Origin of the sequence: Novosphingobium sp. (genome assembly GCF_030696665.1) — a bacterium.
In the GTDB taxonomy this organism is placed as follows: Bacteria; Pseudomonadota; Alphaproteobacteria; order Sphingomonadales; family Sphingomonadaceae; genus Novosphingobium.
On record NZ_JAUYRV010000042.1, the window covers coordinates 1 to 15,549 of the forward strand.

At 62.2% G+C, this 15,549-nt stretch carries 6 protein-coding genes and 2 pseudogenes; 4 read left to right on the plus strand and 4 right to left on the minus strand.

Annotated features, from left to right (window positions below):
- Positions 1–262: 262 nt before the first annotated feature.
- Positions 263–6,460, minus strand: a complete 6,198-nt coding sequence (locus Q8R81_RS11900) for an autotransporter domain-containing protein (protein WP_305618081.1) — start codon at positions 6,458–6,460, stop codon at positions 263–265.
- A 439-nt stretch (positions 6,461–6,899) separates the two neighbouring features.
- On the opposite strand from Q8R81_RS11900, the gene Q8R81_RS11905 reads away from it, so the two are divergent.
- The gene (locus Q8R81_RS11905) at positions 6,900–7,154 is read left to right on the plus strand and encodes a hypothetical protein (RefSeq protein ID WP_305618083.1); all 255 of its coding nucleotides are present in this window, start codon (positions 6,900–6,902) and stop codon (positions 7,152–7,154) included.
- A gap of 599 nt (positions 7,155–7,753) precedes the next feature.
- Here the strand turns inward: Q8R81_RS11905 and Q8R81_RS11910 are convergent.
- Positions 7,754–8,638, minus strand: coding sequence for a LysR family transcriptional regulator (locus tag Q8R81_RS11910; RefSeq protein WP_305618085.1), 885 nt, complete (start codon positions 8,636–8,638; stop codon positions 7,754–7,756).
- A gap of 91 nt (positions 8,639–8,729) precedes the next feature.
- On the opposite strand from Q8R81_RS11910, the gene Q8R81_RS11915 reads away from it, so the two are divergent.
- A complete protein-coding gene (locus Q8R81_RS11915) occupies positions 8,730–9,107 on the plus strand; it encodes a carboxymuconolactone decarboxylase family protein (protein WP_305618087.1) in 378 nt (125 codons plus the stop codon).
- A complete protein-coding gene (locus Q8R81_RS11920; protein WP_305618090.1) occupies positions 9,100–10,284 on the plus strand; it encodes an alpha/beta fold hydrolase in 1,185 nt (394 codons plus the stop codon). The genes Q8R81_RS11915 and Q8R81_RS11920 overlap by 8 nt, the downstream gene beginning before the upstream one ends.
- Before the next feature lie 5 nt (positions 10,285–10,289).
- On the opposite strand, the gene Q8R81_RS11925 is transcribed toward Q8R81_RS11920, so the two are convergent.
- On the minus strand, positions 10,290–10,922 hold the full coding sequence (locus tag Q8R81_RS11925; RefSeq protein WP_305618092.1) for a recombinase family protein: 633 nt from the start codon (positions 10,920–10,922) through the stop codon (positions 10,290–10,292).
- A gap of 129 nt (positions 10,923–11,051) precedes the next feature.
- Between Q8R81_RS11925 and Q8R81_RS11930 the strand changes: the two are divergent.
- Positions 11,052–13,933: pseudogene (locus Q8R81_RS11930) on the plus strand (Tn3 family transposase).
- Here the strand turns inward: Q8R81_RS11930 and Q8R81_RS11935 are convergent.
- Positions 13,930–15,270 (minus strand): annotated as a pseudogene (locus Q8R81_RS11935) (transposase). The pseudogenes Q8R81_RS11930 and Q8R81_RS11935 overlap by 4 nt on opposite strands.
- Positions 15,271–15,549 lie beyond the last annotated feature (279 nt).

A 15,549-nucleotide genomic window follows, 5' to 3' on the forward strand; every position in this document is an offset into this window, starting at 1 on the left:
GGCAGCTGCACTTCCGCAGCGGCAGCGCTTACCCTCCAGAACCATCCCAAAGCCGCTTTACCCATAGACCAGCGCGTGGGGCCCGCGGGTTCCTGCACTGGAGGCTTTCGTACGCAAGCGCCCGAAACCCTTCGCAACTTAGGCCGTTAGGCCTCAATCCTTTGAGCGTCCGTTCATGCCGAAACCTGCCGTTGGCACTTGCCTGAGCATATGTGCGGACGGCACCTTAAACCCGGTCGTTGTTATTCACCATACCTCCGCTTCAGAAACCGATCGTCAGGGTCGCACGCGCTCCGTGGTCCTTGTTGTTGCGTCCGATCAGGCCTCTGTAACCGGCGCCAAGTGTGACCTTGTTTGTGAGGGAAATCCGCGCCTGCATGTCCAGCGCCAGCGCATCCTTGTCGAGCGCAGCGGCGGCTATGCTCGCAGTGGAGCTTGCGCCGGATAAGCCCAGATCGGTCGAACCTGTGCGGGAGCCGCCGCTTCGTTGCCAGCCGGCATAGCCAGACAGCGTCGCCGCCTTCACGCTGTAGGAACCGCGCAACCCCATCGTGGCCTGCGTCAGTTGCGCCGATTGCTTCCTTGCTGAAAGCGCTGCCGGCCCTCCGGTTTCGTTGAGGCTGCCAGAAGCGAGCTTGGTGTGAGCGAGCCGTGCGAAGGGTTCCAGCCGCAGGTTGTCGGCCCTGGCCAGATCGAAGGCCGCCTCGCCGAACAGTTGATACGTGGTGCCGCCCACCCTGCTGGTCAGCGTCTGGCCAAGTCCGGGCGCGCTCACCGTACGGGTGGAGCGTGTCGAATTGCCCGCAATGCTGCCGCCCACGCCGATGGCCGGGCCATTGTCCTGCCGCCACCCGGCATAGACCGCGCCGCCCGTGCTGAAAAGCTTGGCATTGCCAAGCGCAGCAAGGTTCAGATCGCTCTGGCTGTGGTGGAACATCGCGCCGACCCGGAACCCGACCATCGCCAGATCGAGGCCGGTCATCACGGCAGTCTGATCCGTGGTGAAGCGGCTGCCGTTGCCATCGGCCGAGGCCGTGCTCCATGCGCCCGACAAACGGTGCCAAGCTGTGACGACTTTCTCGCCGTTGTCGCTTGTGACCGCTTCGTTGCCGAACACCGAGATCCCGGCGTTCAGGCGATCGAGCACTGCTTCGCGCACCACGCGCGTATCCTGCAACAGCACGCGTCGCCCGGCACTATGGAGTTCGCCCGAAAGCTGGCCCAGCGCGGCTGACAGGTTCTGCCCTTGATTGAACAGAGCGAACAGACCTTGCGGATTGTAGCCTGCGCTCACCGACTGATCGAGCGCGGTTGCCACGTCCAGCGCATTCCCGCCAAGGCTGCTGTCCAACTGCGCGCTGAGCGAAGCAGGCGCGAGGCGCAGGCTCAACGTGGTGCCGTCACCCACCAGCTTGGGCGCAAAGGCCGCGCCAAAACGGTCCAGCCCGATCACGTTGGCAAAGCTGCCGGTCTGCGATGTGGCCGAGATCAGCGCCAGTTCGGTGTTGAACGTGGTGAAGGTGTCCAGCGGAATCAGTTCAAGATCGCCTGCGATGTTCGCTGCGCCGTTCACCTCGATCAAATCATGGCCTGCGGAGGAAAGTTCGGCTTTGTAGACCGCGCCGGCCAGAAGGTCGAAGTCGCCTTCGACGGTCAGCGTTCCGGGTGACAGGCCCGGAGCCACCCGCCCGCCGTTCTCAACAATCAAACCGCCAACCCGGCCATTGCCGCCAAGAGTTGCCCCGGCCTTGACGGTCACGGTCGACTGAGTGAGGACTCCGTCGACGACAAGGGTGCCCTCGAGGACTGTCGTCGGACCGGTGAAGCTTCTCGCTCCCAAGGTCAGCGCCGCACTTCCCGACTTGATGAGCGAGCCAGTGCCTGAAAGCGGTGCCCTGAATGTGCCGTCGGTCTGCTGGTCAATCACCAGAACACCCGGGCTTTCAACCTCAATAGCTAAGCCACGAAAGCGGTCAGCTGACCCGATCACCGTGCCCTCCAGGATTCGTAAATCTTGGGAGATTGCGCTGGTGCCAGCGAAGGCCAAGGTGCCTGGCCCAGCTTTAACAGTGCCCCCTTGCCCATCAACCCCGCCGGTCAGGGTGAGCGTCTCGTTTGCACGCACGTCGATTGTGCCAAGAAAAGGTACGCTGATGAACTGGCTGACCGTGATGTCCGCGCCACCCGAGCGAAGCGTGGTGCCGTCACGAAGAAGGATGGTCCCCCTTGTGCGGGCGCTGTCTCCCGTCGCGGCGCTGCTACCGCCGAGCTGCAACGTACCATCGGCAACGGAGAGAAAGTTCACGCCGTTGACCCCGTTCAGCACAAGGGTGCCATCTCCGAACTTTTCCACACCACCATTTGCGGTCAGATCGCCGTTCAAGATCAGTCTTTCGCCAGCCCTGACTACAATCCGGCCAACGTTGGTGAGCATGTTACCTGCGACAGCGGGCGGACCCGAAATGATAAAATCAATGTCGTTTGCCAGCGTAACCTCGGCCCTGCCGGATTGCAGCGAACCGCCATCACCTCTCAGTGTGATGCGGCCAAGACCCGCAGCGTTGTCGACCCCTACCTGTAGCGTGCCACCAGCGGCAACACTTACCGGCGCACTGAAGGAGCCTGGCGTGTCTGGACCGCCATTCAACACCAGCGTTCCACTGCCTATCTGATCGAGGGTGGCTCGTGGACCGCTCGACTCAAGGCGACCGTTGAGAGTAAGGATGCCCCCTGCCGCGCCCGTGTCGATCCGCAAGCCCCCAACAACGATGCGGTTATTCAAGGTAATCGCGGCCCCATCCGCGATTTTAAGGTTACCACTGAGGGCAAGAAACCTGCCGGAACCCAACGCGTTATTGTTACCGACCTGAATCGTCCCGCTGTCAAAGCTTGCAACAGCGCCAATGGTGTTGCTGCCGTTCAACACGAGCGTCCCAGCACCGCGCTTTAACAATGTATCGACCCCAATCAGCGAACTGTCGATGGTCGCTACAATTCCAGCCCCACTTGTGAGCTCACCGACATTGATGATCGCCTGCTGAGCGTCCAGGCGCAGCGGATCGCCGGTTATGCGGTAGCCGTTGTCGGCAAACTGTACACTTTCGCCAGCCCCCGGTCCTCCGCCGAGGAACACCTGGCCTTGCGAATTATCGACTGTGACCGTGCCGCCTTCGCCTGCGAAGATCACCTGCTTCGTTGGATCATGGGAACCATTGCGACTGCCATCCGCGGTGGTCCAGTTTCGCGAGGTCGCGGTCCATGTGCCGGAACCACCTTCGATGCGATGATCACCCCGCCTGCCTTCGCCGTCCCAGAAACTGAAGCTGCCGACGCCGGTGTCGACCAGCAGGCTGATCTGCCCTTCAACCGCGGTCACCACGATCAGGTCGTCTGCCACTGTTCCGACAGGTGAGGCTCCGATGTCGAGGCCGTTGTCGGTCAGGCTACCGCTGTAACCCATCAGCCGATAAAGGCCCGGCGCGAACCCACCCACGTCCGTCACGTTGAGCGTGCCGTCGAGCGTTAATTCGCCCGAAGTGTTCATGCCGCCGATGTTGATGAAATCGCTGCCGTTGCCCGGATCAAGATCTGGCGCGCCGAGCTGGAAATTGAGCGCCGAATTCGTCCCCAGCACCAGCGATCCGACCGAAAGAGTACCAACACCGCCAATGGCACCTGGCGACAGGCTGCCCCCCTGCATGCTCAGCGCGCCGCCGATACGTCCGTTACCGGACAGTGCAGCATTGCCCACAAGCACATTGCCCGTCACTTCGCTACTTAGATCGAGCGTGCCTGCGCGGTGATCTACAGCCCCGTTGACGGTGCCACTTATCAGCGCGCTGCCATCATTGGTCAGCGTACCGTTGAGCGTGCCGTTGGAAGTAAAGCTTACCCCGACGCTGTTAGACACCGCACCATTGATCGTGCCGTCATTGGTGAAGCTGCCTGCCAAATTGGCAAGAGTGCCGATGGTGCCGGTGTTGGTGGCGGTCCCGGAATTGGTGACGCCTGTCAGCGTTCCCTGATTGGTCATTTCCGCATCCGCCAGCACCGCCGTTGCACCAATGATTGAACCGGTGTTGACCAGCGTGCCCGCTGCTACCGTGGTCACCCCGGTATGGATCTGGGTGCCCGACAGGGTCAGCGTTCCCGGTCCGCGCTGCTCCAGTGTGCCGGTGCCCGACACGTTTCCGGCGTATTCCACCGCGTCCGATCGGTTGAATACCAGCGCACCATTGTTGGCAATGTTGCCGCCAAGCGCACCGGTCAAACCCCCGTTGCCAATCTGGAGCGTACCCGCGTTAATTGTGGTTCCCGATGCGGGTGCGGCGTTACCGGTCAGGATCAGCGTACCCAGATCGGTCTTCTCAAGCGATGCGCCGCCGGTAAGATCGGTCGCAACAGTGGTGGTGATTGCCGCCCCCGCAGTGGTCCCATCGCCGACCCGCAACACGATCGGACCGTCGCCAAGCGACAGATCGTCTCCGTCAACAATATAGCCATCAGTCGCAAACTGCGCGCCGACGCCCAGCACGACTGCGCCTGCCGAATTGTCCACGTTGACGGTGCCAGGCGCTCCGGCGAAGATCAGCCCCGAGGCGGTGGTAAAGATCCCGTTGCTGGTTGCATCGGCACCAGTCCAATTGGTTGCGGCAACATTCCAGATGCCGGTTCCCCCATCGACCATGCTGTTGCCAAGCATGTTAGTACCGTCCCATAAAAAGAACCCGCCCGTCGCTCTGCCCACCAGCAGGTTCACCTGCCGCGCTGTTGACGTGATCACTGACAGATCTCCAGCCGCAAAGCCGGGCGGCGTTGCGCCGATGTAGAGGCCGTTGTCCGCCAGCGTGCCGTTGTAGTTGATCAGGCGGTACAGGCCCACACCGAAGCCACCCACATCGCTAACGTTGAGCGTACCATCCAGCGTTAAATTGCCCAGCACGGCAATCAGATCGCTGTCCGTCCCCTCCGCGCCACCCGGCGCGCCGAGTTCGAAGGCGAGCGTGCTGTCCGCGCTCAGCACCAGATCGCCGCCAACCGTCAGGTTGCCCGCGCTGTTCCCGGGGGCGATCGTGGCATCGGCGATGGAAACTGTGCCGCCGACCCGCCCGGATCCCCCAAGGATCGAGCCGCCCGTCGCATTGAGGCGATGCCCATCGCCGCCCCAAAGACCGTTGGCCAGCAATGTTCCGCCCGACAAAGATGTTTCGCCATCGAACACGCCAGAGGACGAGGCGCCTGATGGACCCGTGTGAATGGTAGTGCCGCTCGCATGTTCGATCCGTCCGGCACCGGAGATGATCGAGTTGATCGTCAAGCCCGGACTGGTGTGATTCAAGACGACGCTGCTGCCAGAATCGATCCGAAGAACGGGAACATCATAAGTCCCGACGCCAGCTGCCGCCTGTCCGTCAAGGCCGCCAATCGCGAAAGTGCTGCCCGTCGAAATCAGGTTGATGCTGCCTGCTGAAATGTTGGCATCGTGCAACTGCAGCAAGCTGTTGATGGATCCGAAGGGGTTTCCAATCTGGATATCGTCGCGAACATTCAGTGTCGCATTCTCGATCAGTATGGCACCGCGGCTGGTGGAGAAGCTGAGCGCGACGCTGTTGGCATTCAATGTCGCACCGCTGCGCACGACGATTGCGCCTGAATCCGGGCCAAGGTTGGTAGAACTTGCAGATGCGAGTCGATTGACACCTGCAACGGCACCGTTTTGCACGATGAAGCCTGCTTGGTCGAATGCAGCAGAACCAGTGGCGACACTAACCGCATTGCCCAGATCGGCTGTGGTGCCCACACCATCAATGATGAAGCCGCCTGCAATATCGACGGCATAGGATGCGAGGACATCCACAGATACTGCCGTTGCGCCTTCTTTGATTTCAAGTTTGGAGCCGCTATTGCGGATCGCTACCTCGCCGCCGGTTCCGAATTTGGAATTTGTGCCACGAACGGTGACCGTGTTGGGTGTGGTGCCCAGGCCGACATAACCTCCGATCAGTCCGCCCCCGCGAAGTTGCAAAGTTCCGCCGTCTTCAACGGTTATGGTCGATCCGGCCTTCGCGCCGTCGGTTACGCCATTGGTGCGCCCGCCTCTGCCGGACACTAGACTGCCTACGTTGACGATGGACCCTGTGCCAGTAATCAGCAGAATGCCGCGCGCATCACGGGCTAGATCGATCATCGAACTTGCGTTGGTAAGGGACCCACCCACGACAAGAGTTCCTGCCGTACTCAAGCTGGCGCCATTGCGCACAATGACAGTGGCAGTCGTGGTCTGCCCGATCGCCAGATCGTTGGCAGCTACAGCTTGTCCGGCCTCGATGATAGGCTGGGCCCCGTTGGCGGAGGCATCGATAACGGCGTCCTGGCTTCCGTTCGGGATGTTGTTCTGGCTCCAGTTGAAGAAGCGCTCCCAATTGGTTCCTTCCGAGCCATCCCAAGCATTTTGCGCCATTGCTGGAGCCGGCAAGGTCAGGCAACTGCCAACCAGCAGGTGAGCAACCAGTCGTTTTGCCTTGCTGCGTTTTGCGTAGCGGGCCAGTTTTGTCGATGGTTTTGCGCGCGTGATTATGGTGCCGTTCCCCTGCTACTTGCCATGCCGGAACCAGAGGTTCGCTACTCTCACTCCGCAAAATCGGGCCGCAATTGATCGGCCCGTCCAGTGTAAAGATTTCTTCAGGTGTTTAAGTCGGCCAATGGGCCTGCGCACGCATCGGCCATATGGCTAGCCAGATGGCCTAGGCCATCGATAGCCAAATGGGCGATTGACATTTTCGCCAGTGTTGTCCGTAGCAGGATAGAATTTGCACCGGAGTGCACCCGAGAACGGGCCGAAAGTCTTGTCATACCGGCCGAGCCCACTTGGTCTGGGGCAGCGTGTGAGGGAGAATACTGTGCAAGTATTGGTGCGCGACGATCATCCGATTGTTGCATCGGCCATCCCGATGATGATCGAAAGTGCTCTTAATGCCGCGGTCCATATTGTCCATGACTACCAGCACGCTACAGCAATTGCGTCCCATCACCCCGATATCGGACTGTGCCTGCTGGATATTCACATCCCGGGTGAAGACACCCGCGCCGGGATAGGGGCGCTGCAGGCGGCCTTGCCAAATGCGCGCTTCATGCTCTGTTTAGCCGACATTTGAACCGCTGATTACAAATCGCTTGAATTCGTCGAAGGGCTGCCGTTGCCGAGGTAAACTAGACCGCCGCTCTCCACCACTCGCCTCTCGGAATCCGCCATTCATCAACCGGCCCAATAGCGGTAGCAATTCATGCCCAGCGCGCAGACGGCAGAGTGGCGGGTTATGGTAAGATTGTGTTGAAAAACTGGGCGTTGAGATCGGGACTTGCGCGAGCTTAAGCGCAGCGCAATGTCTTCGCCCTGGTTTACGCGGGGACTTGGGTTGTCGGCATCGGGATCAGCTTGGCCATCTTGCGGAGGTTTTGAGCGGTTGCTGCCAGGAGGAACTCATCTCTTGCGCCGTTTGGACCTCGCAGGCGCAGACGATCCAGCCTCTATACCATTCGAACGACCGATAGGCGTCAGGTATTGGTGAGATTGTGTTGAAAAACCCGGCGCTGAGATTGGCGCTGTTGTGCTGCCCGACGCGGCCCGAAGCCTTCGTCCCCGCTTATGCGGGGGCTGGGGTGGCGGGCATCGGGATCAACTTAGCCATCTTGCGGAGGTTTTGTGCGGTTGCTGCCAGGAGGGGACCGGTGAGAGGATGTTCAAAAACGTACGCTAAGGCACATCGTTGACGTAAGACGCCCCCGGGTTTTCACCACGGCCAGTCAGGCGGCCGGCGTTTGCGGCAATGATGACGGCAATCTCGTCATAAACGACACGCACCCGCTTCGACATTTCGGCAGCGGAATGGCCCACTAGCCACAGCGGCTCTTCCATCAGCAGCGTGGAAGGCAAGCGTGAAAGGCCAGAGCTCAGGAAACAGGGCAGAATGCCGATCCCAAGGCCCGCAACAATGGCGGCACGGTGAGCTTCCAGATGATTGAAGCGAATATCCGCCGATCGTCCGGTGAGGCGATGTAGCCAGCGTGAGGCCGGGAGATCATGATCGTCAGTCCACCCCACGAGCCGCGCCGACGCGAGATCCGGAACTGGGCCGACGCCAGCGTAAAGGCCATGGCTCATCATTCCGGCCTTGCGAACCGTCAGTGCGCCATGATCGGGGGGTACGAGACGTAATGCGAGGTCGGCTTCGCCACGGGCGATACCGACCGGAGCAATGCCGGTGATGATTTCGAGTTCCAGTTCCGGGTATTGCGAGAGAATGGCTCGCAGCGCCGGCAGCAGCAGGTGGGTCGTGATCGTCTCTGGGGCCGCGAGGCGCACGACCCCACTGATTGCTTCTGCCCTCCCGTTCGCACGGGCGCGGAAGCCGGCCACCGCCTCCTCCACGCGCCCTGCTTCCGACATAAGCGCCTCGGCGTCTGGGGTCGCCGTATAGCCGCCCGAGTGTCGAACAAAGAGCGTCGACCCGATCGCCGATTCGAGGGCGTCTATTCGCCGGCCGACTGTCTGGATGCTGACCCCGAGCATCCTTGCAGCACCGGTGAGGCTACCTGCTCGGTAAGTCGCCACGAAGTAGCGTACATCGTTCCAATCCATCACTGATCCATAATTGGAAAACGGGTTTCCTTCTACCTCCATTCCTGAAAGCGGTGTGAGACGCGATATCGTCCGGTGAAGGAGAACGTTCATGGACCAATCACGATTTGAACGTGGCCAAGCTCGGTTGGCAGAGGTCGATGGGGAAGCCGGACAGATGGTTATCGCATCGCTCGCCGACATCGCTCCCGACCTTGGCCGCTACATTATCGAGTTCGGCTTCGGCGACGTATACAGCCGCCCCGGCATCGACCTCAAAACCCGCGAACTTGCGACCGTTGCGGCACTGGTCGCTCTTGGTAATGCCCGTCCGCAACTCGAAGTGCATTTGCACGGTGCGCTCAACGTCGGAGCCTCGCAGGAGGAAGTCGTGGAAGTCATAATCCAGATGGCGTTGTACGCCGGCTTCCCCGCCGCCTTGAACGGCGTGGCAGCTCTGCGGACGGTTCTGGAGGCACGTCATGGGTGAGAACATTGCTTTGATCGAACGGTACTTCGCCGCTTTCGGCGCAGGCGATATCAACACCGCTCTCGATTGCGTCCACCCCGATGCGATCTGGCACGTCGATGGCGACCCAGCTGTCGTCACTGTCGGGATCATCCAGGGGCATGATGCGGTGCGCCGCTGGCTTGAACGTTTCCCGACCGGCTTTCGGCCGTTGGCTTTCTCCGTCGATCGCCTGATCGGGGAAGGTGGCGAAGTGATCGCGCTAGGCCGGTTCCGGCACCGCGTCCAACCGACCGATGCCATCGTGGACAGCGATTACGCTATCCGCTTTACGATCCGCGACGGGCGGATCGCTCGTTACCAGATATTCGAAGATTCGCTGCTGATCGCCATGGCTCGGCATAGTGACGCAACCGCCCGGCAGGCTCGTCTCAATGGCGTGCTTTACGGTTGGGATGACAGCGGCAGCGGGCGCACGATCATTTTCCTGCACGGGCTGTTTCTGAATCGCCAATTCTGGACCCCGCTGATCGACCGATTAGGAGAAGGCAACAGGTTCGTCACCTTCGACATGCCCGGCCACGGCGTCAGCACCTGGCGTGACGGTCTCGATCTGGACGGTATCGCCGATGACCTGGCGCTTTGGATCATGGAAAACGGAACCGCGCCAGCGACAATCGTCGGCCATAGCCAGGGCGGCATGATAGCCCTGCGCCTCGCTGTTCGACATCCGGATGCCGTCGAACGTCTTGTTCTGGTGAATACCAGCGCGCGTGCCGAGTATCCCGAAAGGGTTGATACGTGGCGGACGCGTCGCGCGGCTTTGCTGGATGCCGGAGCGCGAAAACAGGTGATGAGTGACGTTCAGCGGATGACGACCGCGCCGGGGTGGATAGAGGCGCACCCCGTTGAGGCAGCAGGCGAACTCGAGGTGATGGCCTCGCATAACCCTGCATCTCTTGCATTGGCGTTTGATGCAGCGGTTCTCGATCGCGGCGATGTTCGGCCTCTACTCGCTCGGATCAAGGTTCCGGTGGTGGTGATATCCGGCGAACTGGACCATGCAACGCCTCCTGAACTAGGTCAGGAAATTGCGGTGTCCGTTGGCCATGGGCGCCACATCATAGTTGACGGTGCCGCGCATCACGTGCCGACCGAGCAGCCGGATGCCATCGCCACCCTGCTTCGGAACGGCTGATATGGTCAGACCGGTCGAGCCTTTCGCGCCAGCAGCTTTTCGCCGTCCGGCCTGATCTCACCCGTGGGTGTCACGTGCCGGTAGAGGGTTTGCCGGGTAATGCCGAGTTCGGCGCACAGCTCGGCGACCTTGGTTTCGGGCTTGCCCATCGCGGCTTGGGCGAGGCGCAACTTGGCGGTCGTCATCTTGAACGGGCGACCGCCATGCCGTCCCCGTGCGCGGGCGGAGGCAAGGCCGGCGCGGGTGCGCTCGACGATCAATTCACGCTCGAACTCGGCAAGGCCCGCGAAGATCGCGAAGATCAGCCGACCGTTGGCGGTCGTAGTATCGATCAACGCGCCTTCGCCCGCCAGCACCTTGAGGCCGATGCCGCGCTTCGTCAGGTCGCCGACCGTGTTGACGAGATGTCGCAGGTCACGCCCCAACCGGTCGAGCTTCCAAATTACGAGGGTGTCACCGCGGCGCAGCGCCTTCAGGCAGGCGTCCAGTCCCGGTCGCTTGTCGAGCCGGCCCGACGCGGCATCCTCATAGATATGCTCGGGATCAACGCCGGTCGCAACCAGCGCGTCGTACTGGAGGTCGTGGACCTGGCTGCCGTCCGCCTTGGACACCCGCGCGTAACCAATCTGCGTTGTCACATATACGTCCGTCTGCGTGACGGAGCGGCATTGCCCGTCGATCGATCGCTATGATGTCACATAACCCGTCTTGTGGTCTATGCTCCGTGAACAGGGCCGCTTGCCTGTTGCGTGACGAACAGGAAGCCGATGCCGTCCAGGACCATATTGTCACCCGCTCAGCGCAGCGCGATCTTCGATCCGGCGACCGATCGGGCAACCGTCGAACGGCTTTATACCCTCGGTCCCGATGATCTCACGCAAGCGGCACGTCGTCGGCGAGGGCCGAACCGGGTCGGCTACGCGGTGCAGCTCTGCTACCTGCGCCATCCGGGGCGTGCGCTGCTGCCGGGTGAGATGGTGCCCGCAGCCATGCTGTCGCTGCTCGCCGACCAGATCGGTTGCCGGACCGACGACTTCGCCGATTATTCCGCACGCGCGACGACGCTGCGCGAGCATCGCGCGGAGATCGAAGCGTATCTCGGTCTGCGCGCCTTCGACCCGGTAGACGTGCGATCGGTGCTGGCGCTCGGATCAGAGATCGCCACCTCGACCGATCGGGGCGATGCGATCGTTGCCGGCATGGTCGATCGCCTGCGGCTAGACCTGATCGTGCTCCCTGCGGCATCAACGCTGGAACGGATCGCTCTCATCGTGCGAGCGCAGGCACGGAAGGCCGCGCATGTCGGACTGATCTGCGATTGCTCGGCGGATCAGGAAGCCTCGCTCGAACGCCTGATCGCATCCGATGACAATGGCCGCACCCGGCTTGGTTGGATACGCGAATGGCCGGAAGCCCCATCGGCGTCGAACCTGAAAGGCATCGTCGAGCGGCTCGACACGGTGCGCTGCATCGGGATCGCGGCTGACCGGGCGCGACGCATCCATGCCGCCCGCTACGCCGTCATCGCACGGACGGCCGGCATCGTCACCGCGCAGCACCTCCGGCGTCTCGAACGCCCGCGCCGGCTCGCGATGCTGGTCGCCTCTATGATCGAGATGGAGGCGGCGCTGACCGATGCCGCCTTGGTCATGGTCGTGAAGATGGTGGGGGCGCTGTTCCGCCGCGCCGATCGCACACGCTCGGACCGACTGCTCGGACAAGCACGTATGCTGAAGGACACCGCCCGCTTCCATGCGCGGCTCGGTCGACTGCTGATCGAAGCCCGTGCGACCGGGCGCGACGCCTTCCATGCGATCGACGACCGGGTGGGCTGGGATCAGCTCGAACGCAGCATCCGCTTCGCCGAGGATCTCACCCGCTCGGCCGACGATGGTCTGGTGGAAGTGATCGAACGCTATCCAGCTGTGCGGCGGTTCGCCCCGACTTTCCTCGCCGCCTTTACCTTCCGCACCGGGAGATCGGGCGATCCGCTGCTCAGCGCGATCGAGGCGCTGCGAACGATGTACCGTGACGGCCGCTCGGTCCTCCCGAAGCGACTGCCGATCAGCTTCATCAAGCCGCGCTGGCGCAAGGTCGTGCAGCCAACCGAAGGGACGATCGACCGCCGCGCCTATGAGGTCGCAGTGATCGTCCACCTGCGCGAACGGCTCGGCTCCGGCAGCATCTGGGTAGACGGAAGTCGCGCCTATCGCACGCTGGACGATTACCTGCTGCCAACCTCTGCGTTCGACACGATGCGAGCCGATGGCAACCTGCGCCTGGCCGTACCGTCCGGTTTCGCCGAATGGTTTGAGGAGCGCCGCACTCTGCTGACCCGGCGCATGACCGAGGTGGAACGCGCAGCTGCGACGGGTGAACTGATCGATGTGACGATCGAGCGCGGGCAGTTGCTGATTTCGCCGATCCGACGAACGCCGTCCGACGATGCCGAGGCGCTGAAGGCCCGGCTTTACGCGATGCTGCCGCGTGTGCGGATCACCGACCTGCTGGTGGAGGTCGCCGCATGGTCGGGCTTCGCCGACCGCTTCGTCCATGCACGCAGCGGCGATCCGGCCTCCGACCAGTCCGCTCTGATGGGTGCTGTCCTCGCTGATGCGACCAATCTCGGGCTGGGCCGGATGGCGGAAAGCTCGCGTGGGCTGACGCTGTCCCGCCTGCGCTGGACGGCGGAATGGCATGTGCGAGACGAAACCTATCTGTCGGCGCTGGCGGCGATCGTCGACTGCCATACCGCGCAGATCGCAACGCCCGCTATGGCACTGATCCCGGCGTGCTGTTCTACACTCATGTCACCGATCGCTTCACGCCATTCCACACCAAGGTTATCGCCGCCAATGCCGGCGAGGCCGCCCATGTTCTCGACGGCCTGCTCGACCATGAAAGCGAGCTGGTAATCCGCGAACATGCGACCGATACCGCCGGGGCGGTCGATCATGTCTTCGGCCTGTGCCATTTGCTCGGCTTCCGCTTCGCACCGCGTATTCGCGACCTCAACGAACGCCGCATGTATAGCCTGTCGTCGCTCGATCCCTGGCCGACGCTGCGCCAGCTTGTCGCTGGCCCGGTCAACGTCCGCGCGATCGAAGGGGATTGGGACGAGACGCTGCGGCTCGCCGCCTCGATCCGCGCCGGCACCGTCAGTGCCTCGGTCATGCTGCGCAAGCTGGCGGGTTTCCCGCGTCAAAACCCCGTCGCCCGCGCCCTGCGTGAGATCGGGCGGATTGAGCGCACCCTGTTCATGCTCGACTGGTTCGACGATCCCGAACAGCGGCGTCGCACCGGCAGCATCCTCAACAAGGGTGAGGCCCGCAACGCACTCGCCCGCGCCATCTTCTTCAGCCGCCTCGGCGAACTGCGCGACCGCACCTTCGAGAACCAGCGCCATCGTGCCTCCGGCCTGACCCTGCTCACCGCGGCCGTCACGCTCTGGAACACCGTCTATCTCGACCGCGCCGTCCGGCATATGCGCGCCAGCGGTGTCGAGGTGCTGGACGAACTGCTTGCCCATGTTGCGCCACTGGGTTGGGAGCACATCGGCCTCACCGGCGACTATCTATGGAGCGAGATGGACAAGCCCCGCGAGCGGTTCAGGCCGCTCCGCCTCCATCAGAACAGTCGGGATGCTTAGCGTACGTTTTCGAACATCCTCTCACCGGTCCCCAGGAGGAACTCATCTCTTGCGCCGTTTGGACCTCGCAGGCGCAGACGATCCAGCCTCAGGATGCGCTTGAGGTGCGCGAACAGCATTTCGACCTTCTTTCTCTGCCGACGGGAGACGAGATAAGCGTCGGTCGTGGCGATATCGCGCGCCAGATCACGGGGGCCCTCGTGGACTGAACGAACGATCTTGCGCGCTGGCTGGATGGGACAACAGCGTGGCTTGAGAGCGCAGGCTTCACAGTCCAGCTTGCTGGCGCGGTAGCGCAGCATGCCGTACTCATCGACGAAGGGCCGCTCCTCGCGATAGATTTTCTGCCTCTGGCGGAGCCGCTTGCCGGCAGGGCAGACGTAGCTGTCATCCTCATGGTCGAAGGTGAAGTCGGAACGCTCGAAGGTGTCATCGCGGCGGGCGGACTTGTCGAACACCGGGATGTGCGGCTCAATGCCGCGCTCCTCGACCAGCCATGACAGGTTTTTCGCATCGCCATACCCGGTATCGCCCACAAGCCGCTCAGGCCACAGACCGAAGCGCTCCTAAGTTCTGTCGATCATGCGGCGCTGAGCGGTCACCTCGGCCTGGCGGATTGCGGTGGTTGCCTCAACATCGACGATCACTGCGTGCTGGAGATCAATCAGATAGTTGGTGGCATAGGCGAAGAAGGCTCGCTCGCGGCTTGCCGCTGTCCAGCGCGCGGCCGGATCGGCCACCGCCAACTGCTTGGGGGGCACCGGGGTTGCGCCGCCGAAGGCGGCATCATCGAGGACGGCCAGATACTCGCGAACGGCATGGCTGGTGGTCGCATCAGGCAGGGCGTCCGCACTGCCAACAGCACGTTGACGGCTCACATCTGCGCGGATGAGGCTGCCATCGACTGCAAAACCTTCACCGCCGACCAGCCCCTCGGCAATGCAGCGCGCCACGGTCGTCTCGAACAGCTGCCGCAACAGATCACTGTCGCGGAAGCGCCCGTGCCGGTTCTTGGCGAAGGTCGAGTGGTCGGGCACATCGCCTTCCAGCCCGAGGCGGCAAAACCAGCGATAGGCGAGGTTTACGTGCACCTCCTCGCACAGCCGCCGCTCGGACCGGATGCCCATGCAATAGCCGATGATCAGCATCCGGATCATCAGCTCGGGATCAACTGAAGGCCAGCCAGTCGAGCTGTAGAAGGGGCGCAGATGTTCGCGGACGCCCGACAGGTCGACAAACCGGTCGATCGAGCGCAGCAGATGATCAGCCGGAACATGCCGATCCAGGTTGAAGCTGTAGAACAGCGCCTGCTGCGCCACCGTTCTCTCACCCATCATCCCAACATCTCCACTTGCCTACGGAGACATAGAATCAATACTTTAGCGCCATTGCAAGGGCGCGTTTTTCAACAGAATCGGTGAAGAACCTGCCGCTGAACTCGTCGCAAGGGAACGACCGGCAAGAATGTCCCACTTCGCGTCCTTCGGAACAGCCGGCAGCACCCGACCCGAGCAAGTCGTTCACATTGACGTTGGCAAAAGTGCAGTTCAGCCGAAAGCGGTCGGCGAAGCGGGTGGTCGGCAGGTCCCCTTTCCCGGCTAATCGCAACCCAAAAC

Bases quoted from the DNA above. Each gene is read 5' to 3' on its own strand.
- Q8R81_RS11920 (WP_305618090.1), top strand. From the start codon at position 9,100: ATGGGTGAGAACATTGCTTTGATCGAACGGTACTTCGCCGCTTTCGGC.
- Q8R81_RS11910 (WP_305618085.1), bottom strand. From the start codon at position 8,638: ATGGATTGGAACGATGTACGCTACTTCGTGGCGACTTACCGAGCAGGT.
- Q8R81_RS11915 (WP_305618087.1), top strand. From the start codon at position 8,730: ATGGACCAATCACGATTTGAACGTGGCCAAGCTCGGTTGGCAGAGGTC.
- Q8R81_RS11900 (WP_305618081.1), bottom strand. From the start codon at position 6,460: ATGGCGCAAAATGCTTGGGATGGCTCGGAAGGAACCAATTGGGAGCGC.